Raw genomic sequence first — 25,510 nt, forward strand, 5'->3', positions numbered from 1 at the left:
ATGACTCAGGATGAACTGAAAAAAGCGGTAGGTTGGGCGGCGCTGGAATATGTGAAACCAGGCACCATTGTGGGGGTTGGCACCGGTTCTACGGCGGCTCACTTTATCGATGCGCTCGGCTCGATCAAAGATCAGATCGAAGGTGCGGTATCCAGCTCCGACGCCTCTACCGCCAAACTGAAAAGCCTGGGGATCCACGTTTTTGACAGCAACGAAGTGGATTCGCTGGATATCTATGTTGACGGCGCGGATGAGATCAACGGCCATATGCAGATGATCAAAGGCGGTGGCGCAGCCCTGACCCGCGAAAAAATCATTGCCGCGATTGCCCGCCAGTTTATCTGCATTGTCGATTCAACCAAGCAGGTTGATGTGTTGGGTAAATTCCCGTTGCCGGTGGAAGTGATCCCGATGGCGCGTTCTTATGTGGCGCGTGAGCTGGTGAAACTGGGCGGCCTGCCGGAATATCGCCAGAACGTGCTGACCGATAATGGCAACGTGATCCTGGATGTACATAACCTGAACATTCTCGACGCGGTAGCGCTGGAAAATAAGATCAACGGTATCGCGGGTGTGGTGACCGTCGGTCTGTTTGCCAACCGTGGTGCGGATGTTGCACTGGTGGGTACGCCGGATGGCGTTAAAAAAGTGGTGAGATAACCACGCTTTCAGGGGCGCAGTCGATCGCGCCCTGATGATTTGCCGCTTGCCTGTTTCTTGAGATTTTCGGCTAAAAAATATCTTATCTTAAAACTGCCAAATTTAGTGATATATGTCACGTTATGGCAATAACATCCGCTAAGCTCCTGGCAAATTCTTTCACTATGGCATCTTCCACCAAAAACCACCGGCATCAATGAGCCTTGTGCCGATCGGCGAGCAATCGTTTGTATTGCTGGGCGCGTTATTTTTGTTATGTTGGGGGGATGTGCTGTTTTGTGACAGTCGTTTCTGAAGTCTGAATATAGGGTCGGGTAAATGGCAAAAGTATCATTAGGAAAAGACAAGATTAAATTCTTGTTGGTGGAAGGGGTTCATCAAAGCACGGTAGACAGCCTGCGTGCGGCCGGATATACCAACATTGAATATCATAAAGGTGCGTTAGACACCGAAGCGCTTAAGGCATCCATCCGCGATGCACACTTCATCGGCCTGCGTTCGCGTACCAATCTGACCGAAGAGGTCTTTGCTGCCGCAGAGAAACTGGTGGCAGTGGGCTGTTTCTGTATCGGCACCAACCAGGTTGATTTGAAAGCGGCAACCAAACGCGGTATTCCAGTGTTTAACGCCCCCTTCTCCAATACCCGTTCCGTGGCTGAAATGGTGCTGGGCGAACTGCTGCTGATGCTGCGCGGGATCCCAACGGCCAACGCCAAGGCACACCGTGGCCAGTGGCAAAAACTGGCCGTGGGTTCGTATGAAGCGCGCGGCAAGAAGCTGGGGATCATCGGCTACGGCCATATCGGTACTCAGCTCGGTATTCTGGCAGAAGGCCTGGGTATGAAGGTGTTCTTCTACGATATCGAAAACAAGCTGCCGCTGGGTAACGCTCAGCAGGTGCGCCACTTATCCGATCTGCTCAATATGAGCGATGTGGTAACGCTGCACGTGCCGGAAACGCTGTCGACCAAGAATATGATTGGCACCGAAGAGCTGGCACTGATGAAGCCGGGGGCGATCCTGATCAACGCCTCACGCGGCACGGTGGTGGATATTCCTGCGTTGTGTAATGCGTTGGCGAGTCATCATCTTTCTGGGGCGGCGATCGACGTTTTCCCAGAAGAGCCTGCGACCAACAGCGATCCGTTCAATTCGCCGCTGTGCGAGTTTGACAACGTGCTGCTGACGCCGCATATCGGTGGTTCGACCGAAGAAGCGCAGGAGAATATCGGTGATGAAGTAGCCGGGAAACTGGCGAAATACTCCGACAACGGCTCTACGCTGTCTGCGGTTAACTTCCCAGAGGTTTCGCTGCCGATGCATGGCCCGAACTCCAGCCGCCTGCTGCATATTCATGAGAACCGCCCAGGCGTTCTGACGCAGATTAACCAGATCTTCGCGGAAGAAGGCGTCAACATCGCCGCTCAGTATCTGCAAACCGGTGCGGAAATCGGTTATGTGGTGATCGATATCGAAGCAGAAACCGAGCGTGCTGATGCGGCGTTACAACGGATGAAAGCGATCGAAGGCACTATCCGCGCACGCTTGCTGTTCTGATAAAGGCTACGCTAGACCTAAAGGCCGGAGCAATCCGGCCTTTTGCTATTCTACAGTCTGCCAAACCCAGTTTTGCGAAGGCGTCACGATCTCCGGCAGTGGGATATCCCAATGTTCCACCGGCAGCTGTTCTACCTGCTGGCAATCATGCGCCAACCCCATCGGGTACGGGCCGCCATGCTGCCAGTTCTGCAAGGTGCGATCGTAAAACCCACCGCCCATGCCCAACCGTTGGCCTACAGCGTCGAATGCCACCAGCGGCGTCAGAACCACATCCAGCTGCAACACCGGTAACACATAACGCACATCCAGCGCGGGCTCCAGAATATTGAAGCGGTTGCGCACCAGCGGCGTATCTGGCGTATAGCGCAGGAACAGCAAATTGCCAGTGCTGAACGGGTGCAATACCGGCAGGTAAACCTGCTTGCCCCGTTGCCATAGCTGCTCAATCAGCGGGCGGGTATCGAGTTCACCATCAAAGGAGAGAAACACCGCAATGCGTTGTGCGGCCTGGATGCGCGGATGCTGTGTCACACGAATGGCAATCTGCAACGCAAAGTCATGCTGTTGCGCGGGCGTTAAAGCGCGGCGCCGTTGGCGGATTTCATGACGGATGGTTTGGCGTTGCTGAACAAACTGAGGTTGAAAAGGCATAGTTGCGAGCTTGCGTGGTAGACCACGAGTGAAGGGAATCTCCGAGATGCCGTCGCAGGCTGTAACCCTTGAACCCATGGTTCAAGGTGAACATGATGTCGCAATCTTAAGGCTTCTCGGACGGACCGAGCATGCACACCGATCACGAGTCATCACATTCTATTGGTACTAAATATCGGCTCAGGGGACGGGCCCGCTGGCAAACATCTCAGAGAAATTTTTTACTCATTGCCGAAACCTTCAACTTCAGCAACTTAAGTTATTCGAATTGTGCATCCTGACGTTCAGAGATGCGACCCTGTTCAAGCAATGCCTGTTCAATGGTCTGTTGCAGCATACGAATTCGTTGTTCCATATTGGCCGCATAGTCACGGGTTTTCAAGCGCTCTTGAGCGAGTTCGTGACAGACGTTCAATGCCGCGATGAAAACGAGTTGCTCTGTATTTGTGACTCTAGTGCGAACTTTAAGATCTTGCAACCGCTGGTTAAGATCTTCTGCTGCCATATTCAACGCATCTTGTTGTTCTGGCGGGCAATTAACTCTTAACGAACGGCCAAAAATTTGAATATCTACCGGTTGTGCAGACATGCCACCTTCCTGCCTAAATTTCGCGCCAGCTCCGGCCAGCCTGTGCCGTGCAACTCAAAGCGGGCGCCACTATATATATCTCGGTACCAAGATTCAACACTTTTTCAGTGCTGGTTTTAATCGATAGCGCTTAACATTACCAGATAAAAAAGGGTTTCAAAATGCATACTTACCGCGATTTTGCCCGGTGGAAATGCCAAGATGCTCTGATGGTAACCTGCCACTGAGGTAGTGCACTCAACTGGTATAGCGACGGACCTTGGTGGTAGCATAACACGAACTTATCCTGCCAACGACGACGAATGCGCATGTCCATACAGAATACATTTCCAAGTTACCAATCTTTGACCGTTGCTCTCAACCAGCAGGCGGTAGCCTTAACGGCCGCAGAAATGCACGGCTTGATCAGCGGCCTACTGTGCGGTGGCAACCGTGATGCCAGTTGGAAGACGCTAGTATTCGATCTGACCAACGAAGGTATTGCTTTCCCACAGACGCTGGGTTTGCCATTGCAGCAACTGCATGAAGCGACTCGCGATACGCTGGAAGATGACGAGTTCATGTTCCAGCTGTTAATGCCGGAAGGCGATTCGGTCAGCGTTTTTGAACGTGCCGATGCGTTGGCCGGGTGGGTGAACCATTTCCTGCTGGGGCTGGGCATGATGCAGCCCAAATTGGCGCAGATGAAAGACGAAGTGGGTGAAGCGATCGACGATCTGCGCAATATCGCTCAACTGGGCTACGACGAAGACGAAGACCAGGAAGAGTTGGAGCAGTCGTTGGAAGAAGTGGTTGAGTACGTGCGGGTTGTCGCGCTCCTCTGCCATACCGAATTTACCCGTCATAAGCCGACGGCGCCGGAAATTCACAAACCGACATTACATTGATTGCCCGGACTGCGCGGTAGCCGCGAGCACAGGTAAACCGATTTCAGGAGAAGGTGATGACTCAACAGTGTAACTAATTGGTTTTTTTACTTGTTAATCAACTCGCATTTTAGTTTATTAATTTGATTTAATTGAATTTTAATGCGATTTTGTCGTTTCTTGCTGTCTCATCAAATCCCATTGGAAACCGCTAAATCCTACATTTTATTGTAGGTCAAAATGTAGCTTGTAAGCTTGCCTATGGTATAATGTGTGTCATACAGCAGTGACAACGCATGGAGCCAGTCAGGTGGAAAAAACAGAGAAAAAGCCACTATCAACCAAAGCCATTGAAGCAATGAAACCCGGTGACAAAGACAAAGCTGATACTGGCGAAAATCGAGGGTTACGGTTCGCTTGTGGCGCTACTGGCATTAAAACTTTCTTCTACCGCTATACCAGTCCCCTCACTCACAAGCTCACTCAAGTTAAGATCGGTCACTTTCCTAACATCTCTTTGGCACAGGCTCGCGCTGAATTGCAAGTGCTTAAGCAGGTAAAGAATGAAGGTCGCTGCCCTGCTAGTGAACTGAAAGCTGAAAAACAGCAAAAGCAGCAGGCGGAATTAGCAGCGCAGAAGTCTATTTTCACCGTCAAAGATTTGGTTGAACTGTATCTGACTCAACGCATTGAAGATCGCCATGGGAAGGATGGTCGCGTCATAAAAGGCGTACGCAAACTAGAAGGTCAGCAGGAGGTTCGCCGTATGCTGACTAAGGATGTGGTCGATAAAATTGGTCTGCGTCCTGCCCAAGATGTTACTCGTAAAGATGTGACTGACCTTATCATGGTTGTTGTTGAACGTGGCGCAAATGTGCTGGCTGGTAACATTCTCCGTGAACTCAACTCCGCTTATGAGTTTTCCATTGGTTTAGGTTGGTTGGACGAAAATTTCGCTAATCCTGCGTTACTGGCGAAGGCGAGTCTGACTCAAGCAAGAATCAAGTTGACGCCACAGTCAGGTAAACGTGTTTTGTCAGACGCTGAGTTGATACGGTTATTACACTGGCTACCTGATTCTAAGTACCCAAACAATGTTAAAAATATATTTTACTTAACGTTATTGACGGGGTGCCGAACTGGGGAGATATGCGATATCGCATGGTGTGATGTCAACGTTGAAAATGGCACTATTCACTTGCGTGAAACTAAAAGCGAGAGCGAGCGGCATGTGCAGTTATCCAGACAGGCTGTTCAATTTCTCCAATCACTTGATACAAAAAACGGGCAATTTGTTTTCCCTTCACGGTTAACTCATAAACCGATCCGGCAAGGCTCTTTGAATGTTGCTGCTGATAAGTTGCGTACAAAAGGTTTAATGTTGGACATCCCCCACTGGACACCGCACGACCTGCGCCGAACCGTGCGCACTGGCTTGGCACGTCTTGGATGCCCCAGTGAGGTCGCAGAAGCCGTTTTAGGCCATTCCCGCAAGGGTATCGAGGGCACCTACGATCTTTATCGCTACGAGGCTGAGTGTAAAGTTTGGCTGCAAAAATGGGCGGACTATCTCGACACGTTGAAGGCGTAAGTGTCTAGCTCATGCACTGGCGTACCTGAATCACTTTTTCTTCTGCTGATAACGGCTAAACTCAATCATATACCACCGATATCAGCACCAACGATATTGGCACTCTCCAACTGCTGACGAGTTGCCGTCATAGCCGCGAGGTATATGCACATTCAAGGGGGCTCTTTTGTCCAAATATGATTTATTCAACAAAGCCGCATGATCCTCAGCGTGGAAAAAATCAAGTATCTTTAATGAACACGGGTATAAAAGAAAATAATAGAATGCATATATCTTTCCGCACTTACGGAAAGATATATATTCAGTATGATATAAGCATTAATTGGCAGTCTTTTCTTTATTTGGCACCAAATTTAAAAGACTTAAGTCAGTAATGTATTTTTGGATAAGTGACGGCGTAATATGTGGTATATCAATCGATAATGCTTTCATGGCATCTGAAAACCTATCAGAGGGTATTATTGATCCGGGCACAACATCTTGTGGCTTTTTAATTCCATATAACAATGGGAGGTAAGTGTATTTTTTTAGATTTTCTGGTAAGTTATTCATCGCGTTTTCAAAATTAATTAGCCAGTTATCATAATTCTCAATTCTTTCAATGTTGACGCCAGAGTTAATTAACCAATCAACCATAGTGTCAAGGGAAATACCGTCGTTATGGGGGTTGACCAAGTTATAAGTAAGGTATTTCTTCGTATTATTTTTGGCTAAAGCTACTATAGATAACGTGGTGAAATCTACAGGTAAACCATCATAATGAGGTTTTATATCTTTATGGAAATTATAAAACGTTTTGGGAGCGATACCTGTGTTGCTAATACTCATTAATAGTCTTGTGAACATATCAGGAATATTAAGTTGCCCTTCATAGTCACTATGCGAAAGGATCATGCTTGACCTAAATATGGTTACCGGTAAACCATATTTTTCATGCGCTTCTTTTAGTAACACTTCTCCAGCCCACTTACTGATTGCATAACCGCTTGCATATTCACCAGTGATCTTTTGATAGGGAATAGCCATCCTGATGTCCGCATACTCATCAAGCTTTATTGGGGCGGCAACTGCTATACTCGACATGAAAATCAGCTTTTTAATGTGTTTCGACAATGCAAGCTCGATAAGCTCAGTTGTGCTCAACACATTAGCATCAAAGATATTGTCGTAAGACAATACGTGGTTAACTAAAGCACCCACATGGTAGATTGTGTCGATTTCATCCGACATATATTCCCACGATTCATCATCTAAACCGAGTCGCGGCTCAGAAATATCACCAGCAATAACAATGAGGCATTGATCCGCGAGCGACCTAAAATAAGCACCTAACGGACTATCAGAAGGGCCAAAAGTACTTTCTAACCTCAATCTTGCTGAGTGTGCATCTTTACCTCGTACTATGCAGATAAGTTCACCATTAATCTTGCTCAAGTCCTCCATTAATTTTAGGCAAAGAAAGCGACCTAAATAGCCGCTAGCACCGGTTAGTAATATTTTTTTAGCCTTATTGCTCTTAACACTTAAATGGCCTGCTTGCTCCAAAACCGTTTGCTCTATAAACTTATCTAGTTTTAATTGATTGGCATAGACTTCCGTTGGCACTACGCCATGTATAGAAGAAAAATTAGGTCTGGTACTTTTGCTATTTTGCATTGAATCAATATATTTTGCAATATCACCGAGGCAGTATACTGGGCTAACAATTTTATCTATAGGCATCTTAATACCAAAAACCTCTTCCAAAGTCAGTGAAAAACTGACTGCTGACAGTGAGTCCCCTCCAATTTCTCTGAAATTAGCAGAAGGTTCGATTATCATGCCATCAGCTTCGCCAACTAAACTACCCACTATTTGTAGAACCGTTTCAATCGTGCTCTGATGTGCTTTATTTTTATAAATATTGAATAGCTCATTTATTTCATTACGAGACAACTTTTCATAAAGCATACTCAGTACACCGTGGTAGTGGCTTCTTAGATTAGGCCAGATAGGCTTACCATGATCAGAAAGCAGTCCATTCTCTTGGCTAAAGGGTTTCGATTCTATAATAAAATCTCTCGGGATCTCGTAAGGTCTTAAGCTGTGATTTTGTGCAATTTTACGTATTGATTCCCTGATGAGTCTCTTTAGTTCTTTATCATCAGAATGATATTTACTCAGAGCCTCCTCTGTGGGTACAATAACTGCCAATAAACTTGACCACTCACTGTTAGCATAGATAAAAATCTGTCTAATTAGTGTGCTGGTACTAAATTTAACCTCAAGGTTAGTAATTGCTACAAACTCACCCTGCGATAGCTTAATGACGTTTTTCCTACGGTCGAGAAATTGTAAGTGTTGATCGCCAATTTCCTCTACAATATCTCCTGTAATGTAGTAGCCATCTTTATCGAATAGTTCATCATTTAAGTCGGAACGATTATAATATCCGGGAATAATCGACTGTGTTTTCAATAATAATTCACCTCTAGGGTATGGCAAGTCGGTTGTGAAATACCCCAATTCAGGAACATCTATAATTTTATAGTGAGTGACAGGGGGGGTTAATAACTTATTGTCAACCCAAATTACGCCTGCTTCAGTTGAGCCGTAAATATTATGCAGTTTTATCTTTAACACAGATTCGATAAAAATATGTAGTTCTTTAGATAGCGGTGCTGAAGCGCAACCAGCCCACTCAATTCTTCCCCCCAAAAACTTAACTCGCATTTCTTCCTTTAAATCTGACTCAATTTTCTCGTTGTCTCCCCCATTTAACTTGCGTTTAACTAGTTCGCTATTATATTGTTGATAGATCATCTCGCACACTCTGGGAACCATAGATAATTCCGTCGGTTTGACTAATGAGATGTCATCAAAGAAACTGCTTAAATTACTTTTTGAGGTAAAATAACTGACACCTCCCCTTGCGATGGTGTTTTTGAGTGATGAGTGTCCCGCTACATGACTCATGGGCATGTAATGAATCGTAGTGGCGATTTTATCCGAGAAAATTTTTGACCAGTTGCCTCCCCACATACCTGAGGCTAATTTTTCTGTATAGATAGCCCCTTTAGGCGCCCCCGTGCTACCAGATGTATAAATTAACATTGATAAGGGATCTTCCTCTGTTTCATTAGGGAATGGAGCAGGAGGGAGTGCTGTAGCAGTGTTAATTATTTTTTCCAACGTCTCAACAGCAAATGGAAATCGGTCTTTTTTAAGTTGGGTGTTTAATTCCTCGACAGTATTAACATGCATGTCAACACTTTTATGGTAATCAAATACCACAATACGCTTAATCGAAGGGGTTGTCTTTGCTAGCTCTGTAGCAATACGCACATATTCTACACTTGCCGCGATCATTGTTGGTTTCGTTTCGTTTATAATCGTTTTCATCTGCTCTTTTGCTGAGCTAGTTTGTAGATGAACTGAAACTGCTCCAAGCCTTATACAGGCAATATCAATAGCAGCATAATCAGCGCTGGTAAATGCTAATATAGCAACTTTATCACCATCCTTAAGCGGGTAAGACAAATGGTGGTGCCATTCGCTAGCGATTGCTTCAACTTTATCCTGTAATTTTTTAAATGTTTGTATATTATATTTTGGCAATAAGTTAATAAAAACCGTATGTTCAACAGGATCTTTTTTATACTCATAATCTCTTTCAGCTATTGCTGGGCGCTCTGAATATTTTTCCATTATTTCAGTTACAATGTGAGCTAGACGCATTTTACTCTCCTATTATTATGATCTTATTAGTATTTAATAATCTATTCGGAAATTGCTTTCGGCACCCAAATGATTGCTAGGATAGCGACGATTAAGGTCAAAATGCTTGCCACCACAACAGCAAGATGCATCCCACCAATGAAGGCTTGCTGAGCTTGTTCAATCACTTTAGCTGGTAACTCAGAATGGTTTAACGTTTCATTTAGCGTTCCGGCAATATTTGGGCCAGAAAACCTGAAATAGAATGCTGCTAACGAACCGAGTACGGTTATTCCTAATGCATTGCCGATTTCGTTGCTGGTTTCAGCCAGGGATGCTGCAGCACCGGCACGCTCAGGTGGTACAGCAGAAACGGCAATCTCGGCAACCAAACTGAAAGACAAACCATAACCTACACCAGCGACTATCGTTGAAGCCATGACGGCAAAAACACCATGCTCAGTATTGGTGAAGAGTAAGATAGCTACGCCTAAACTAATAAGTAAGTGAGTAATAACTAAGGCATTTTTTCTACCAATCCGATCTACAATTTTATTAGTCCATATACATGTTGCCGTTAAAACAATCGCACCGGGTAAAGCAAATAAAGCAGCTGTAAAAACACTGAACCCAAGAACAGATTGAAGATAAATACCAGTTAAATATCCACTGGCAGACCAGACGACTAAGGATAATAATCCTGTCGCAATGGCGATTGAGAAAACACGATCTTTAAATAAAGACATATCAAGAAGTGGGTTTTTAATATGGTTTTGTCTTTTGACAAACCAAATTAGGCCTATGATGCCAATTAATCCAATCAATAACTGATTGGTTGAGATACCGTAGGCTGCTGCCGTCTTCAGCGAATAGGTAAATAATAAAATTCCAGCGAAAGAAAGGATGAGGCTTAAGATATCTATTTTTCCATAATGAGACTCTTTCACTTCCTTAAGAACGACAGGAGCAAAAATAAGAAACAATACGATCACGGGAATATTAATGAGAAAGACTACTCCCCATTCAAAACGGCTAAGAAGTAATCCGCCAATAATTGGACCAATCGCAAACCCAGCAGCAAATGTTGCTGCAAAGATCCCAATAGCCTGAGCGCGCTGCTTGGGGTTTAAAAATAGATTACTGAGAATAGCCAAACCTGATGGTAACAGAGTTGCTCCCCCCAGACCCATAACTGCACGACTGATGATTAACATTTCAGGACTGCTCGAAAACGCGGCACCGGTAGAGCCTATTCCAAATATAATAGCACCACATATAATTAATTTCAGCCTACCGTAATGATCGCCGATATTACCGAATGCAACAAGTAAAGAGCCAACAACAAAGCCATAGATATCTAGAATCCACAAAGATTGATCGGCGGTTGGTATGATTGAAGAAATGATCTTTGGCATAGCCAGATAGAGTACAGATCCATCCATAGCAACAAGAAGTACGAGCGCTAGCACTGTTATTAAACCAAACCATTCTTTCTTTCCTGCCTTTATTTGTATACTTTCTTCATATAGAAGGTCAGTATTTTCCATAGTCATTGATTTATCCTCTTTTAGTTTATAAGTGTTGATTTATCCATGAGCCAATAGTTTATTCTCATTGATAATTTCGAGTAGTCTTAACTCTAATATATTAATGCCTCTTTGCGTTAATATTGACTCTGGATGAAATTGCATTGATGAGAAATTATTACCTCGTAAAGCATGTATCTCGTGATTTTTTGTGTCCTTACTTATTTCAATAGTACCGACGTTTTGCATTGAAATATTTTCATTTTTTGATATACCTGAATATGAATTGTAAAAGCCGACTTTCTCTATTTCACCAAATAAGTTTATTTTCTTCTGAGTGCCTTGATTTGGTTTTTCCCTTAAATAAACAGGCAAACCTAAATGTAAACATAAAATCTGATGACTCAGACAGATCGCTATAAATTTTGATTCATACTTGATCAGTTCTGCAATTATTTTCTTAATCTTAGATACACGAATATCGTCACTATCATTAGGGTTTCCAGGTCCTGGGCCTAATACACATAAGTCATAGTCATTAACGTTAAAGTGTTCATCAAACCGTTTCACTGTAACATAGAGGCCGAGAGACTTTAATAACTGATAAAGCATAGAGGTAAACGTGTCTTCAGCATCGACGATCAAGGTTTTTAGCCCTACTAATGCAGGGTTTATATAAGTATTAGGATTGTTATGTACCTTCTGCCAAAATTTGGAAATGGATTGATTTCGCTGCATTAATGCTTTTATTACCAGGATGTTATTATTGATACTGTGCTTTCTTTTTCCTGAAGTGATATCAGAGGTAGGATTAACCTTGCTAATTGCCGTTAATAGGCTTGTTGCTTTCGCTTTGGTTTCCAGACATTCAGACTCTGGGTTAGAGTGACGTACAAGCGTCGAACCTACGCTAAGGTTAAATCTACCGTCATTACTAATATGAGCTGTTCTAATTATAATAGAGGAATCTAATTCTAACATTCCATTTAAGCTTCGACCAATAAGTGCGATTACGCCACTGTAATAGCCTCGTCCTTCTGGCTCGTATTTTTTAATAACGCGGCAGGCATTTTCCAACGGGCTACCGGTAACCGTTGGGGCAAATAGTGTCTCTTTTAATATCTTTTGGGGTGATAATTTAGTTCTGCCTTTTATGAGATATTCTGTGTGGGCAAGGTTAGCCATTTCTTTAATGTAAGGTCCATAGATAGTGCAACCAGTATCGCAAAGACGAGACATCATTTTTAACTCTTCGTCTACTACCATGTAGAGTTCCTCTGTCTCTTTCTGATCGTTAAGAAAATCTAAAACGCCGTTAACAGACAGTCCTGACTTTGGGTAGCGGTAAGTGCCGCTAACCGGGTTCATAGTCACAATTTGCTCAGATAAACTAATATGACGCTCTGGCGTTGCACCAACTAACACCTGCTCTCCGGTATAGACAATAAATGTCCAATATGCTCCAGATTCGAGGTTTAGTAGCTTTCTAAATATGGATAGCGATTTTGTAATATCATGGTTTTTAATATTGGCAGAGTACTTTCTCTTCAGGACAAAATTGGCGCCCGCACCATTGCCTATTTCATCTGAAATTATTTTTTTTACAGTGATTTTATATTCTTCATCAGTGGTATCATAGTGTTCATTATCTAAATCAATTGGGGTTTCCTTGATGATTTCTAAAATTTTATTTTTACTTAGTGTAGTGTGCTTTTTTATCTGTATTGCAATTAAAGGCGTATGATCGTTAATATAATCAAAATTCCTCTCTTTAATTTGACAATAAGGAATTAACGTCAATAAATCATATCCATTATTTAATTTTGAATTATTATCCCCGACCGGTAACTCATCTAATGTTTCACAGATGAAAGTATCCCCTATAAATAAATCTATGTGTTCAGCGTTAACTTCTGGGCGATATATAATAGCAAACGGAGGAGGATTTTCTGAAAAAATAGAAGAGAAATCGTTATTAATTTCACTATGGTTAATCGCAACTTTCATACGGTTATATCTCCAAAAGTCGTTACAACAGCACAGCGTTTAGCGGAATAGTTCAACATCATATGATGGTCTTCGATAGAAAAATCAGCGATTGCATCAGCAACAATAAATGTCTCTATATCGTTGGCGTAAGACTCCAGGGCAGTCATTAATATACCTATATGACCATAAATACCGGTAATAATTAACTGATCTCTGTTGCATTGACGCATGTTCTCCAAAAGAGTAGTTTGAAAAAAAGCGCTGTATCGCCATTTTGTCAATATCCAATCTTCTACAGATGGGTATATTTCTTCAGGGATTTCTCTGTCCGCCTTAGAAACCTCCATACCCGGCCCCCAAAAATCTTTTAAAAGTCCTCTCTGTTTTTCTGTCATGCTTCCCGGCTGCGCTGAATAGGCAATAGGTATATTCTTTTCCGCAGCCCACTGCCTAATTAAGCCAACATTCTTTATTAAATTGGCCTTCATGCCATTGTCAAAAGGTCTAAGAAAATAATGCTGCATATCGTGGATAAGCAATACTGCTCGACTAGGATTAACTGTCCATGCTGCAGTGTTAGCAGGAAGTTCATTTTTTTCAGGAAGTTGGTAAGAAATCATTGATGGGATGAATGTCATTTTTAGTTTAATCCATTTAACTAATTGAAATATAAATCAGGGGGTGTCGTCATGATAAAAGTGTCTCTCTGTGACAAATGTCAATCTATGACAAATGGCGTTAAATGACAAGAACATGTTTTAAAAAAATTAGTAGTGTGTGAAGATAGGTCAACAGTGGGGCTTGGTTTTGAGAAGAACTAACCTACACAAATTAAAAGCCATAAAATTCATATGGTTATATAAAAATAGCAACTATATATTCGTAATAGAGGTTTTTGTGGATATTACTACTAGCCACCGGGAAAGAAAGAAGTTGCAACTACGGGAAGATTTGATCGAGGCAGCATATAGTCTTTTTGTCAAGAAAGGGTTTGATAGCACAACAGTTAAAGATATAACTGATTTAGTAAACGTGTCTTCTCGCACATTTTTTCGTTATTTTGCCTCTAAAGAAGATGTCGTATTAGACTACCAAATTGTTGAATATGAGGAAATTATTATTGCATTAGCTGCGCGTCCGAAGAGTGAGCCTATTTTAACCGCACTGCGGAAAGCATCGGTTAGTGTAACGAGAAGTTGTGAGGAAGGCGCATATGGTATTGATCCAAAAAGATTTAAAACCCTAAGGGATCTGATTAGGAATCACATCTTGATTCATGCTAAAAATATTGAAATGCTACATACTAAGAAAGAAGCGCTGATCACATTAATCGCAAAAAAAATAGGTGTCGACCGTTCAAATGATATTAGACCGCAGACTATCGCAACCATTTTAGAATTTGTCTATAGTTCAGCTTATGACTCTTGGAAAGTGCGAAAAATAGACGTGGCTTATTATGATGTCCTTGATGAGGTATTTTCTCTTATTGAGGGAGGGCTAAACTATTCTTGCGAATTATGACACTCGTGCTGTAGCTGTCCAGAATAGCAACGTGCTTATTGGGATATTAAGTAAGAGACTGTAATTTAATTTGTGTAATTGCCTGTTTTTGATATGTTCTTCCTGACAATGGAGACAGGCAAATTATGGACGAAAAGAAACTTAAGGCACTCGCTGCTGAGCTGGCCAAAGGCATTAAAACCGAAGCCGATCTCAATGCGTTTTCTCGTATGTTGACCAAGCTCACCGTCGAAACCGCCTTGAATGCCGAGCTGACTGACCACCTCGGCCATGAAAAAAACACCCCTAAAAAAGGCTCGAATGCCCGTAACGGTTACTCGTCTAAAACGCTGCTCACTGATGATGGTGAGTTCGAGCTGAATACACCCCGTGACCGTGAAGGCTCCTTTGAGCCCCAACTGATAAAGAAAAACCAGACGCGTATCACGCAGATGGACAGCCAGATTTTATCCTTATATGCCAAAGGGATGACGACGAGGGAAATCGTCTCCACGTTCAAGGAGATGTACGATGCCGACGTGTCACCCACGCTGATATCCAAAGTCACCGATGCCGTTAAAGAGCAGGTTACCGAGTGGCAAAACCGGCCACTGGACTCACTGTATCCCATTGTTTACCTTGACTGTATCGTGGTGAAGGTGCGTCAAAATGGCAGCGTCATCAACAAGGCCGTGTTCCTTGCCCTGGGCATCAACACCGAGGGTCAGAAAGAACTTCTGGGTATGTGGCTGGCAGAAAATGAAGGGGCGAAGTTTTGGCTCAACGTATTGACTGAGCTGAAAAATCGGGGTCTTCAGGATATCCTGATTGCCTGCGTCGATGGCCTGAAAGGCTTCCCCGATGCGATAAACAGCGTCTATCCGCAAACCCACATCCAACTGTGCATTATCCACATGGTACGCAACAGCCTGAAGTACGTGTCGTGGAAAGACTACAAAGCGGTCACCAGCGGGTTGAAAACAGTGTACCAGGCCCCGACAGAGGAGGCGGCCCTGATGGCGCTGGACAAGTTCGCAGGCGTCTGGGATGAGAAATACCCGCAAATCAGCAAAAGCTGGCGTACTCACTGGGAAAATCTCAACACGTTCTTCGGCTATCCAGCGGATATCCGCAAGGCGATCTACACGACCAACGCAATCGAGTCGCTGAACAGCGTGATCCGGCAGGCGATTAAAAAGCGTAAAGTGTTCCCGACAGATGACTCGGTGAGAAAAGTGATTTATCTGGCGATCCAGGCGGCGTCGAAAAAATGGAGTATGCCGATCAAGAACTGGCGGTTGGCGATGAGTCGTTTTATTATCGAATTCGGTGACCGCTTAGACGGTCACCTTTAATACGTTGGCAGTTACACAGAATTATGGACAGGCTCGTTTGCTTTATACATTTCCACCCACTCACTGGGGTAATTTGATATAATTAACATCTCAACGGGATTTTTCTTGTTTAATATCATGTACGAATATTTAAAATCCCCAAAAGGGGACAGCTTTCGATTCAGATAGTTTTTTATCGCACCATTGACGTTCTCATTATCAGAAAACAAGATTGACATACAGTTACCTCCAAATGAAATAGTCACTTCCCTGTAATAATTAAAGTATAGTACGAAACTAGACCTAAGTCTAACTATCATCATGTCATAAAAAACCTATACTTTCTTTACTAACTTACTGATAACGAAATAACAAAAAAAAACCTGACTACATTTGAGTCAGGCTGCCGAATAGGCCAACACTAGGGAATCTTTAAAAAATATCATATAACTATACTATCAGCAGGGGCAAGGTCTCTCTGCTGAATTTTTTTGTGAATGATCCTCTTCGCCAAGTGTTGCAAAGCCTAACTGAATACACGGATACAAAAAATAAGCGATAGCAGAGACTAAAAACACCAGTAACTACACTGGCATTGTTGGTTTTTCATGACCGACGACTACACAACAGGTAGCGTTGGTATTTCCAGGCTATCGATGTCGTCAGCATTCCACTGCATCATGTTTCGCCGCTGTTCCAGATACAAACCATGAGTATGAATACCCGTAGGTTGTTCTTATTGACAAGTGCCAACTGTATTTCAATCCAGGTAGTGCTAAAACCTTCCACATTCAAGGTTGTACTCAGCGTATGTCGGAAGCCATAGTCGGTAACTGCCTGAGCTTGGCAAAATCAAACGGACTCACTGATTTTTCCTATTTGCATCCAGATAATCCGCCCACCGCTGCAACATCAGTCTGCGCTCATCCAGATGTTCAGCCTTGTGGATGTACGCAGCACGAACGCTGTTACGTTCCTGGTCGTTCTATTGCATCCTTCGACCATAAGCCCGACTCGATTAACGAACTACAGGCCATGGTGCTGAAGTCGTGGTCGCAAACATCCACTTTCGTATCGTACCCCATCAGGTGTAATAGTGTTGATGATGTTTTATCCATTACTCGGAATTCTCTGCAAAAAATAACAAAATCCTGACCCACTTCTAAACTGTCGATGTAATCGGCATACAACTGCATCATCTCCCGCCTACCGTCCAGATACAGAGCATGATTATAGGTACCACGGATGCTGTTCTTATCCACATGCGCCAACTGGAGTTCAATCCAGGCCGTATTGAACCCTTCTTCGTGGAGGACCGTACTCATCGTGTGCCTGAAACCATGGCCTGTCGCCCTTCCTCCATAACCAACGCGACGAATTAACACATTGAGCGACATGTCGCTGATAGGTTTAGCTCGCTCCAGTCTCCCAGGGAAAACGAATGTATAGCCCCTTGTCATTGTTTTAAGCTCTTCCAGAATAGCAAGTGCCTGCTTAGATAACGGAACAACGTGAGGGCGGCGCATTTTCATTCTCTCTGCAGGAATCTCCCAGATTGCATGCTCAAAATCCAATTCTGACCATTCTGCTTTGCGCAACTCCCCTGGACGCAGCCCGGTTAAAATGAGCAACTTCATCGCAAGCTTAACAAGAACATTGCCTGTGTATGCCTGTAACACCGTTAAAAAATCAGGTAATTCTACAGCATTCAGATGAGGATAGTGCTCTTTCTTGTGGGGCATCATGACACTCGCCAGGTCGGGGGCAGGATTATTTGACGCCCTCCCCGTCGCTATTGCGTACTTCCAAACTTCACCACAACGTTGACGCACCTTTCGCATTTTTTCCGTTGCTCCCCGCTCTTCAAGTCGAGTCAGAACCCCCATGAGCTCCATTGGAGTTATTGAATCAATGGGCCGATGCCCGATATGCGGGAAAACATCTTTTTCGAAAGTGGCGATCATTTCTGTACGATAGGATTCGGCCCACAAATCGTAGCGGCGCTGATACCATTCCCGAGCGATGGATTCGAAGGTATTACCTAGCTTGTCCTGTTGAGCCAGTTTCTTCTCTTTTCGAGTATCGCTAGGGTTAATTCCGGCAGCTACAAGCTCTTTCGCTTCATCACGTTTTTTCCTTGCATCAGCCAAAGACACCGCCGGGTAAGTCCCCAGAGATATCAGTTTAGCCTTGCCTTCAAAACGATAGCGAAAGCGCCAACCTTTAGCACCATTAGGATCGATTTGCAGGGATAAGCCACCACCATCTGATTTTGTATATGTTTTTACTTCCGCCTTAGCACGGCGAATCTCAAGGTCTGTAAGAGGCATATGTATAGTTTCCTCCTCTAAAATCGCTCAACGTGTATAGTTCTAAAGTGTATAGGCGAAACTATACATAATTTTATACACAATGGCTTGTTGATTGGGGGTAATGTCGGTTGAATTGAGTTGACGTGAAAAACGATAAAAATTCAGTTAAATCAGTGGGTAGTTGACGTCTGTGGAGTTCTGAAGAGTTGGAAATGGAGCGGGTGAAGGGAATCGAACCCTCGTATGCAGCTTGGGAAGCTGCCGTTCTACCATTGAACTACACCCGCTTTGGTGTGCGGTTGGCATTATAACCGGTTCTCCGCGCCGGGCAAGCGGAGAAAGCATTTAACTGCTGATGTTTTAAGCGGTTAGCAACAACATAGCTCTTCTACACGGTTCAGACGCAAAAAAACCGGCACAGTTGCCTGCACCGGTTGATTGATTCACGCAATGTTACTTGGTCGGGCGCATCGCCGGGAACAGGATCACGTCGCGGATAGTGTGGCTGTTGGTCAACAGCATTACCATACGATCGATCCCGATGCCCAGGCCCGCAGTTGGTGGCAGGCCGTGTTCCAACGCGGTCACGTAGTCTTCGTCGTAGAACATCGCTTCATCGTCGCCTGCGTCTTTCGCGGCTACCTGATCAGCAAAACGCTGTGCCTGATCTTCTGCGTCGTTCAGCTCAGAGAAACCGTTACCGATTTCACGGCCACCGATAAAGAACTCGAAGCGGTCGGTAATTTCCGGGTTCTCGTCATTACGGCGCGCCAGCGGGGAAACTTCCGCCGGGTATTCGGTAATAAAGGTTGGCTGGATCAGATGGCTTTCCGCCGTCTCTTCGAAGATCTCGGTAACCACACGGCCCAAACCCCAGCTCTTTTCGACCTTGATACCAATGGATTCAGCAATCGCTACCGCTTTAGCCATATCGTTCAGATCGTTCAGATCGGTTTCAGGGCGATACTTTTTGATCGCCTCTCTCATGGTCAGCTTTTCAAACGGTTTGCCGAAGTCGAACACTTCATCGCCGTACTGCACTTGGGTATTCCCCAGCACATCCTGCGCCAACGTGCGGAACAGCGCCTCGGTCAACTCAATCAGGTCTTTGTAATCCGCATACGCCATATAGAGTTCCATCATGGTGAACTCTGGGTTATGGCGCGGAGAAACGCCTTCGTTGCGGAAGTTACGGTTGATCTCGAACACGCGCTCGAAGCCACCCACCACCAGGCGCTTCAGATACAGTTCTGGCGCTATACGCAGGTACATGTCGATGTCCAGCGCATTGTGATGAGTGACAAACGGGCGAGCAGACGCACCGCCAGGGATCACCTGCATCATCGGGGTTTCGACTTCCATAAAGCCGCGGCCCACCATGAAGTTACGGATCCCCGCCATCACCTGAGAACGGATCTTGAAGGTGTTGCGGGATTCGTCGTTGGCGATCAGATCCAGATAGCGTTGGCGATAACGGGTTTCCTGATCCGCAAGGCCGTGGAACTTGTCCGGCAATGGGCGCAGCGCTTTGGTCAACAGACGCAGTTCGGTACAGTGAACGGACAGTTCGCCGGTCTTGGTTTTGAACAGCTTACCGCGTGCGCCGAGGATATCGCCCAGATCCCATTTCTTGAACTGCTCGTTGTAGATACCTTCGGCCAGATCGTCGCGTGCCACGTAAAGCTGAATGCGGCCACCCACGTCCTGCAAGGTAACGAACGAGGCTTTGCCCATAATACGGCGGGTCATCATGCGGCCAGCCACGGTCACTTCAATGCCCAGTGCTTCCAGCTCTTCGTTGTCTTTGTTGCCGTATTCTGCGTGCAATTTGTCGGATGTGGTATCACGACGGAAATCATTCGGGAACGCAATGCCGTTTTCGCGCAGCGCGACCAGTTTTTCACGGCGTGACTGCAGCTCGTTGTTGAGATCCAACGCCTGCTCGGCGCCTTGTGCTTGTTGCTCAGACATTTCTGTTCCTCATAACCCGGCTTTCAAACTTGCCTCAATGAATTTATCCAGGTCGCCATCCAGTACGGCCTGCGTATTACGCGTTTCTACGCTGGTGCGCAAATCCTTGATACGGGAGTCATCCAGCACGTAAGAACGGATCTGGCTACCCCAACCGATATCGGATTTGCTGTCTTCCAGCATTTGCTTGTCAGCGTTTTTCTTTTGCATCTCATATTCATACAGCTTGGCGCGCAGCTGTTTGAAAGCCTGATCTTTGTTCTTATGCTGAGAGCGATCGTTCTGGCACTGCACCACAATGTTGGTCGGCAGATGGGTAATACGCACCGCTGACTCGGTTTTGTTAACGTGCTGACCACCCGCGCCAGAGGCACGATACACGTCGATGCGCAGATCGGCCGGGTTGATGTCGATATCGATATCGTCATCCACTTCCGGGTAAATAAACACCGAGCTGAACGAGGTGTGGCGGCGGCCACCAGAATCGAATGGGCTCTTGCGTACCAGGCGATGCACGCCGGTTTCAGTACGCAACCAGCCAAACGCGTAGTCGCCGATAATTTTGATGGTGGCAGACTTCAGGCCCGCGACATCGCCGTCGGACTCTTCAATCACTTCCGTTTTAAAACCTTTCGACTCGGCCCAACGCAGGTACATGCGCAGCAGCATGCTGGCCCAATCCTGCGCTTCGGTGCCGCCGGAACCGGCCTGGATATCCAGATAGCAGTCCGCGCTGTCGTATTCGCCAGAGAACATGCGGCGGAATTCCAACTGCTCCAGCTTGGCGGTCAGTTGATCAAGCTCAACCACCGCTTCATTAAAGGTTTCTTCGTCTTCCGCTTCGACCGCCAGCTCCAGCAGGCCGGAAACGTCTTCACAGCCTTGCTCCATCAGATCGATGGTTTCAACAATGGCTTCCAGCGCCGAGCGCTCTTTGCCCAGCGCCTGCGCGCGATCGGGTTCATTCCAGACGTCCGGCTGTTCCAGCTCGGCGTTGACTTCTTCTAGGCGTTCTTTCTTGGCATCATAGTCAAAGATACCCCCTAAGAACGGCCGTCCGCTCGGACAGGTCCTGAATGCGGTTTTTTACCGGATTAATTTCAAACATGATTTTTAGCGTTCTTACGTTGATGTCGTCGATGGCGAAATGCCATTGGAACCGGTAATTCTAGCGGATCGCGCCGCCAGTTTATAGCGAGTTGGTCAGTTTTTGTGGGGAGAGTGGTAGGGGCGCCTAAAGGTACCCCTAGAAAAGACTAGCGCGGCCAGAGATGTTGGATCAGCAACTGCACATTGCGGTTGCCACGGAATTCGTTGACCTCCAGCTTGTAGGCCAGCTCCGCTTCTTTCACGCTGCTGTCAGGCCACAGCGCCGTATCGATGTTAAAGGCGATGCCATCCAGCAACGGGCCACCGCCGAGCGGCTCCACCATCAGTTTCAGGTGTTTTTCCCCCACCAGCCGCTGTTGCAGAATACGGAATTTACCGTCGAAGGTCGGTTCTGGGAACGCCTGCCCCCATGGCCCGCCCTCACGCAACAGTTCTGCCGTGGTTAACGTCAGTTCCTGCATTGCCAGTTCGCCATCGGACCAGATCACCCCTTCCAGCATCGCCGGATCGAGCCATTCGCCCACCAGGTCGCCGAAACGCTGGCGGAACTCATCAAACTTGGCTTCTTCGAGCGATAAACCGGCCGCCATCGCGTGGCCGCCAAACTTCAGCATCAGCCCAGGGTTCAGGGTATCAAGCCGCTCCAGCGCATCACGCATGTGCAACCCGGCCACCGAACGGCCAGAACCTTTCAGAATGCCGTCACCCGCCGGGGCAAAGGCAATCACCGGGCGGTGGAAACGTTCTTTAATGCGTGAAGCCAGAATGCCGACTACGCCCTGATGCCATTCCGGATGGTACATTGCCAAGCCATAAGGCAGTGCGGTGGTAGAGCGCTCCAGTTGATCGCACAGTTGCAGCGCTTCCACCTGCATACCCTGCTCAATTTCACGCCGGGTCTGATTCAGCGCGTCGAGATCGTTGGCCTGCATGCGTGCCTGAGCGATGTCGTCGCTCAGCAGCAAAGCCACGCCGATCGACATATCATCCAGCCGCCCAGCCGCGTTGAGCCGTGGGCCAAGAGAAAAACCGAGATCGCTCGCCGCCAACTGGCGCGCATCACGATTCGCCACCTCCAGCAAGGCACGGATGCCTGGCCGGCATTTACCAGCGCGAATGCGGTTCAGGCCCTGATGCACCAGAATACGGTTATTGGCATCCAGCGGCACCACGTCCGCCACCGTGCCCAGCGCCACCAGATCCAGCAATTCTGCCAGATTAGGCACCGCCAATGCCCGTTGTTCAAACCAGCCGCTGTCGCGCAGCCGGGCACGCAGCGCCAGCATCAGGTAAAACGCCACGCCGACACCGGCTAAGGATTTGGAAGGGAAATCGCAGCCACGCAGGTTGGGGTTAACGATCGCTTCCGCCGCAGGCAGCGTTTCGCCCGGCAGATGGTGATCGGTAACCAGCACCTGCATCCCTTTGGCGTGCGCCAAGTCAACGCCCGCATGGGAAGAAATACCGTTATCCACGGTGACGATCAGCTCAGCGCCGCGCGCCGCAACCTGTTCCACCACTTCTGGGCTCAGGCCGTAACCATCTTCAAACCGGTTTGGCACCAGATAGTCGACCGCATTGCAACCCATGCTGCGCAATGCCAGCACCGTCAGTGCGGTACTGGTGGCACCGTCGGCGTCGAAATCACCCACCACCATAATACGGTGGCGATCGATCAGCGCCTGCTGCAGGATGGCTACCGCCGCGTCAATGCCGTCCAACTGTTGCCAGGGCAGCATCCCTTTAACGCCACGTTCCAGTTCCTGTTCACCCTTAACCCCACGCAACGCGTATAGGCGGCGCAACAACGGGGGCAAACTGGCGGGCAGATGGCTGGCGTCCGCCGCCTCGCGGCGGCGTAATTGGGTTTTAATACTCACTGGCTCTTATTTCTTTGCGGCTGAGGCTGCTTGTGCATCCAGCATCGCCAGCATTTCTTTCGGGCCCTGATAGCCTGGGATCATCATGCCATTTTGCAGCACGATAGCGGGGGTGCCCTGAACGCCAAACTGTACGCCCAACGCATAATGCTTGCTGATGTCGGTTTTGCAGGTGGCCGGGGAAACTGCATCGCCTTTCAGGGCCGCATCAAAGGCTTTGGCCTTATCGGCAGCACACCAGATAGACTGCATGTCTTTTTCAGCCTGCGAGTTCAGACCCTGACGCGGGAACGCCAGATAACGCACGGTGATCCCCAGTGCGTTGTACTCTTTCATCTGCTCGTGCAGTTTGTGGCAGTAGCCGCAGGTGATGTCGGTAAACACGGTGATCACGTGTTTTTCTTTTGCAGCTTTATAGACGATCATCTGATCTTTCAGCGCTTCCAGCCTGGTGATCAACAGTTGGTTGGTCACGTTCACCGGCTCTGCACCACTGACGTCATACAGCGGCCCTTGCAGCACATGTTTGCCATCTTCCGTGATATACAGCACGCCGTTCTCGGTCAGTACGGTTTTCAGACCAGCAGCCGGTGAAGGTTGCACGTCGGCCTGCTTGATACCCAGGCTAGCGAGCGCTTTTTGAATCGCCGCGTCGTCAGCATGAACTGCGCCGGTAAATGAAGCCACCAGCATAGAGAGCAGCAATAAACCTTTTTTCATTCTTCCAATCCTTCCTAACCCTGCACGTCAAGCGCGCGGGTGATGCTGTTGATGTAGCTGTTTCAATCGTTCGGTCGCTACATGAGTATAAATTTGCGTGGTCGAGAGGTCACTATGCCCCAATAACATCTGTACGACACGGAGATCGGCACCATGGTTCAGTAAATGGGTGGCGAAAGCATGGCGCAGCACATGCGGAGACAGCCGCTCGCTGTCAATACCGGCTAGGATCGCATAGTGTTTGATGCGATGCCAGAATGTCTGGCGGGTCATTTGCTGGCTGCGGTTGCTGGGGAACAGCACATCCAGCGTTTGGCCATTCAACATCCACGGGCGACCATATTCCAGATAATTTTCGATCCAGTACACAGCTTCTTCGCCAAGCGGCACCAATCGCTCTTTATTGCCTTTGCCGATCACCCGGACCACCCCTTGCCGCAGGCTGACGTCGCTGATGGTCAACCCTACCAGTTCCGATACGCGCAAGCCCGTGGCGTACAACACCTCCAGCATCGCTTTATCGCGCAGTTCCAGCGGCTGATCGACGCAGGGTGCCTGTAGCAGTGCTTCAACCTGCGCTTCGCTCAAATCTTTCGGCAGCCGCTGCGGCAGCTTGGGTGAGGCTAGCAGCGCGGTAGGATCGTCTTCCCGCAGCTTTTCACGGTAAAAATATTGGAATAAACGGCGCATCGCGCTCAACAGACGGGCAGAGCTGGTGGCCTTATATCCCCCCTCAACCCGCTCGGCGAGAAACGCCTGCAAGTCCAGCGCTTCGGCCTGCAACAGGCTGCTGTTATGGTGCTCAAGCCAGCCTGCCAACGCCTGCAAATCCAGCCGGTAAGAAGCCAGCGTATTCTCCGCCAGATTGCGTTCAAGCCATAGCGCATCCAGGAATTGCTCAATCAGCGCACTTTCTTGCTGTCGCATCGGCTCCTCTCTCTTGTTACGTTTATGCCCCGGCATTATGCCTGAAGCCAGCACAAATCTGGTACACTCCTGGTCATTCTCGCTACGGTTATATAACGGTTTATACATGAAGATTGGTCTGTTTTACGGCTCCAGCACCTGCTACACCGAAATGGCAGCAGAAAAAATCCGTGAGATTCTGGGTGAAGACCTGGTCGACCTGCACAACCTGAAAGACGTTTCCCCCAAGCTGATGGAAGATTACTCCATCCTGATCCTTGGTATTCCTACCTGGGATTTCGGCGAACTGCAAGAGGACTGGGAGGCCATCTGGCCGCAACTGGGTGAGCTTGACCTGCAAGGCAAGATTGTTGCCATGTACGGGATGGGCGATCAGTTAGGCTACGGCGAATGGTTCCTCGATGCGCTGGGGATGCTGCACGATCGTCTGGCCCCGCTCGGCGTGCAGTTTATCGGTTTCTGGCCGACCGAAGGCTTTGAATTCACCAGCCCGAAACCCCTCTGCGCCGACGGCAAACACTTTGTCGGCCTGGCGCTGGATGAGGTGAATCAGTACGACCTGAGCGAAGATCGCCTGCAACAGTGGTGCGAACAGATCCTGCTGGAGATGGAGCCGCTACTGTAAGAT

Annotated in this window: 19 protein-coding genes, 1 tRNA gene, 1 other RNA gene and 2 pseudogenes; 7 read left to right on the forward strand and 16 right to left on the reverse strand. The window is 47.0% G+C overall.

The genetic code is table 11. The features are described 5' to 3' along the window. Nucleotides 1-660, forward strand: coding sequence for a ribose-5-phosphate isomerase RpiA (gene rpiA / locus ACX9GT_RS05285; RefSeq protein WP_473190141.1), 660 nt, complete (start codon nucleotides 1-3; stop codon nucleotides 658-660). Between the two features lie 318 nt (nucleotides 661-978). Further along, complete coding sequence (gene serA / locus ACX9GT_RS05290; RefSeq protein ID WP_473190142.1) at nucleotides 979-2,217, forward strand: phosphoglycerate dehydrogenase; 1,239 nt, start codon at nucleotides 979-981, stop codon at nucleotides 2,215-2,217. Between the two features lie 45 nt (nucleotides 2,218-2,262). Here the strand turns inward: serA and ACX9GT_RS05295 are convergent, their stop codons facing one another. The 3 genes from ACX9GT_RS05295 to zapA all read right to left on the reverse strand — a co-directional run bounded on the left by ACX9GT_RS05295 (nucleotide 2,263) and on the right by zapA (nucleotide 3,460). Then, nucleotides 2,263-2,871, reverse strand: a complete 609-nt coding sequence (locus ACX9GT_RS05295; protein WP_473190143.1) for a 5-formyltetrahydrofolate cyclo-ligase — start codon at nucleotides 2,869-2,871, stop codon at nucleotides 2,263-2,265. Nucleotides 2,872-2,905: 34 nt separating this feature from the next. Then, a non-coding RNA gene (ssrS, locus tag ACX9GT_RS05300) (6S RNA) lies at nucleotides 2,906-3,089 on the reverse strand. A gap of 41 nt (nucleotides 3,090-3,130) precedes the next feature. After that, a complete protein-coding gene (gene zapA, locus ACX9GT_RS05305) occupies nucleotides 3,131-3,460 on the reverse strand; it encodes a cell division protein ZapA (RefSeq protein ID WP_021179791.1) in 330 nt (109 codons plus the stop codon). Between the two features lie 308 nt (nucleotides 3,461-3,768). Here zapA and ACX9GT_RS05310 point away from each other — a divergent pair, with 308 nt between their 5' ends. Together ACX9GT_RS05310 and ACX9GT_RS05315 are read left to right on the forward strand one after the other, a co-directional pair. Continuing rightward, nucleotides 3,769-4,347, forward strand: coding sequence for a YecA/YgfB family protein (locus ACX9GT_RS05310; protein WP_473190144.1), 579 nt, complete (start codon nucleotides 3,769-3,771; stop codon nucleotides 4,345-4,347). A 289-nt stretch (nucleotides 4,348-4,636) separates the two neighbouring features. Beyond that, nucleotides 4,637-5,917 carry a tyrosine-type recombinase/integrase gene (locus tag ACX9GT_RS05315; RefSeq protein ID WP_473190145.1) on the forward strand — a complete coding sequence of 427 codons (1,281 nt, stop codon included), beginning with the start codon at nucleotides 4,637-4,639 and terminating at the stop codon, nucleotides 5,915-5,917. A gap of 318 nt (nucleotides 5,918-6,235) precedes the next feature. Here ACX9GT_RS05315 and car read toward each other — a convergent pair whose 3' ends face one another. From car to ACX9GT_RS05335, 4 genes are read right to left on the reverse strand one after another with little or no spacing between them, the layout of a single operon-like run. Further along, a complete protein-coding gene (car, locus tag ACX9GT_RS05320) occupies nucleotides 6,236-9,634 on the reverse strand; it encodes a carboxylic acid reductase (RefSeq protein ID WP_473190146.1) in 3,399 nt (1,132 codons plus the stop codon). Between the two features lie 41 nt (nucleotides 9,635-9,675). Then, on the reverse strand, nucleotides 9,676-11,166 hold the full coding sequence (locus ACX9GT_RS05325; RefSeq protein WP_473190147.1) for an MFS transporter: 1,491 nt from the start codon (nucleotides 11,164-11,166) through the stop codon (nucleotides 9,676-9,678). A gap of 33 nt (nucleotides 11,167-11,199) precedes the next feature. Further along, a complete protein-coding gene (locus ACX9GT_RS05330) occupies nucleotides 11,200-13,146 on the reverse strand; it encodes an anthranilate synthase family protein (protein WP_473190148.1) in 1,947 nt (648 codons plus the stop codon). After that, nucleotides 13,143-13,766, reverse strand: a complete 624-nt coding sequence (locus tag ACX9GT_RS05335) for an isochorismatase family protein (RefSeq protein ID WP_473190149.1) — start codon at nucleotides 13,764-13,766, stop codon at nucleotides 13,143-13,145. Before ACX9GT_RS05335 ends, ACX9GT_RS05330 begins: the two co-directional genes overlap by 4 nt. A 259-nt stretch (nucleotides 13,767-14,025) precedes the next feature. On the opposite strand from ACX9GT_RS05335, the gene ACX9GT_RS05340 reads away from it, so the two are divergent. Continuing rightward, on the forward strand, nucleotides 14,026-14,649 hold the full coding sequence (locus tag ACX9GT_RS05340; RefSeq protein WP_473190150.1) for a TetR family transcriptional regulator: 624 nt from the start codon (nucleotides 14,026-14,028) through the stop codon (nucleotides 14,647-14,649). A 125-nt stretch (nucleotides 14,650-14,774) separates the two neighbouring features. Then, nucleotides 14,775-15,983, forward strand: a complete 1,209-nt coding sequence (locus tag ACX9GT_RS05345; protein WP_473187481.1) for an IS256 family transposase — start codon at nucleotides 14,775-14,777, stop codon at nucleotides 15,981-15,983. Between the two features lie 11 nt (nucleotides 15,984-15,994). On the opposite strand, the gene ACX9GT_RS05350 is transcribed toward ACX9GT_RS05345, so the two are convergent. From ACX9GT_RS05350 to xerD, 9 genes and pseudogenes are all read right to left on the reverse strand, one after another. Continuing rightward, on the reverse strand, nucleotides 15,995-16,285 hold the full coding sequence (locus ACX9GT_RS05350) for an autoinducer binding domain-containing protein (protein ID WP_473190151.1): 291 nt from the start codon (nucleotides 16,283-16,285) through the stop codon (nucleotides 15,995-15,997). 480 nt (nucleotides 16,286-16,765) lie between these two features. Further along, a pseudogene (locus ACX9GT_RS05355) lies at nucleotides 16,766-17,056 on the reverse strand (integrase); the annotation flags it as partial. Nucleotides 17,057-17,116: 60 nt separating this feature from the next. Continuing rightward, nucleotides 17,117-18,292, reverse strand: a pseudogene (locus ACX9GT_RS05360) (tyrosine-type recombinase/integrase); the annotation flags it as partial. A gap of 195 nt (nucleotides 18,293-18,487) precedes the next feature. After that, nucleotides 18,488-18,561 (reverse strand) — tRNA-Gly (locus ACX9GT_RS05365). A 166-nt stretch (nucleotides 18,562-18,727) separates the two neighbouring features. After that, a complete protein-coding gene (gene lysS / locus ACX9GT_RS05370; protein ID WP_473190152.1) occupies nucleotides 18,728-20,245 on the reverse strand; it encodes a lysine--tRNA ligase in 1,518 nt (505 codons plus the stop codon). Nucleotides 20,246-20,254: 9 nt separating this feature from the next. Further along, a protein-coding gene (gene prfB / locus ACX9GT_RS05375) for a peptide chain release factor 2 (RefSeq protein ID WP_473190153.1) occupies nucleotides 20,255-21,353 on the reverse strand; the annotation gives its coding sequence in 2 pieces (ribosomal slippage) (nucleotides 20,255-21,277 and nucleotides 21,279-21,353; 1,098 coding nt in all). Between the two features lie 148 nt (nucleotides 21,354-21,501). Continuing rightward, nucleotides 21,502-23,235, reverse strand: a complete 1,734-nt coding sequence (gene recJ / locus ACX9GT_RS05380; RefSeq protein ID WP_473190154.1) for a single-stranded-DNA-specific exonuclease RecJ — start codon at nucleotides 23,233-23,235, stop codon at nucleotides 21,502-21,504. 6 nt (nucleotides 23,236-23,241) lie between these two features. Then, the gene (dsbC, locus tag ACX9GT_RS05385) at nucleotides 23,242-23,955 is read right to left on the reverse strand and encodes a bifunctional protein-disulfide isomerase/oxidoreductase DsbC (RefSeq protein WP_473190155.1); all 714 of its coding nucleotides are present in this window, start codon (nucleotides 23,953-23,955) and stop codon (nucleotides 23,242-23,244) included. A 27-nt stretch (nucleotides 23,956-23,982) separates the two neighbouring features. Further along, nucleotides 23,983-24,882: a site-specific tyrosine recombinase XerD gene (gene xerD / locus ACX9GT_RS05390; RefSeq protein WP_473190156.1), complete on the reverse strand. Its 900-nt coding sequence runs from the start codon at nucleotides 24,880-24,882 to the stop codon at nucleotides 23,983-23,985. Nucleotides 24,883-24,988: 106 nt separating this feature from the next. On the opposite strand from xerD, the gene fldB reads away from it, so the two are divergent. Next, entirely contained in the window at nucleotides 24,989-25,507 is a 519-nt protein-coding gene (fldB, locus tag ACX9GT_RS05395) for a flavodoxin FldB (protein ID WP_473190157.1), read from the forward strand. Nucleotides 25,508-25,510: the final 3 nt, after the last annotated feature.

The sequence above is a fragment of the Serratia sp. YWN4 genome, from assembly GCF_055790845.1.

What these genes read in the sequence shown, in the direction of transcription:
- ACX9GT_RS05330 (WP_473190148.1), bottom strand. Translation starts at nt 13,146, where the DNA reads ATGAAAGTTGCGATTAACCATAGTGAAATTAATAACGATTTCTCTTCT.
- ACX9GT_RS05335 (WP_473190149.1), bottom strand. Translation starts at nt 13,766, where the DNA reads ATGACATTCATCCCATCAATGATTTCTTACCAACTTCCTGAAAAAAAT.
- rpiA (WP_473190141.1), top strand. Translation starts at nt 1, where the DNA reads ATGACTCAGGATGAACTGAAAAAAGCGGTAGGTTGGGCGGCGCTGGAA.
- ACX9GT_RS05345 (WP_473187481.1), top strand. Translation starts at nt 14,775, where the DNA reads ATGGACGAAAAGAAACTTAAGGCACTCGCTGCTGAGCTGGCCAAAGGC.
- ACX9GT_RS05310 (WP_473190144.1), top strand. Translation starts at nt 3,769, where the DNA reads ATGTCCATACAGAATACATTTCCAAGTTACCAATCTTTGACCGTTGCT.
- ACX9GT_RS05350 (WP_473190151.1), bottom strand. Translation starts at nt 16,285, where the DNA reads ATGATGATAGTTAGACTTAGGTCTAGTTTCGTACTATACTTTAATTAT.
- serA (WP_473190142.1), top strand. Translation starts at nt 979, where the DNA reads ATGGCAAAAGTATCATTAGGAAAAGACAAGATTAAATTCTTGTTGGTG.
- zapA (WP_021179791.1), bottom strand. Translation starts at nt 3,460, where the DNA reads ATGTCTGCACAACCGGTAGATATTCAAATTTTTGGCCGTTCGTTAAGA.
- car (WP_473190146.1), bottom strand. Translation starts at nt 9,634, where the DNA reads ATGCGTCTAGCTCACATTGTAACTGAAATAATGGAAAAATATTCAGAG.
- ACX9GT_RS05325 (WP_473190147.1), bottom strand. Translation starts at nt 11,166, where the DNA reads ATGACTATGGAAAATACTGACCTTCTATATGAAGAAAGTATACAAATA.
- fldB (WP_473190157.1), top strand. Translation starts at nt 24,989, where the DNA reads ATGAAGATTGGTCTGTTTTACGGCTCCAGCACCTGCTACACCGAAATG.
- dsbC (WP_473190155.1), bottom strand. Translation starts at nt 23,955, where the DNA reads ATGAAAAAAGGTTTATTGCTGCTCTCTATGCTGGTGGCTTCATTTACC.
- lysS (WP_473190152.1), bottom strand. Translation starts at nt 20,245, where the DNA reads ATGTCTGAGCAACAAGCACAAGGCGCCGAGCAGGCGTTGGATCTCAAC.
- ACX9GT_RS05295 (WP_473190143.1), bottom strand. Translation starts at nt 2,871, where the DNA reads ATGCCTTTTCAACCTCAGTTTGTTCAGCAACGCCAAACCATCCGTCAT.
- xerD (WP_473190156.1), bottom strand. Translation starts at nt 24,882, where the DNA reads ATGCGACAGCAAGAAAGTGCGCTGATTGAGCAATTCCTGGATGCGCTA.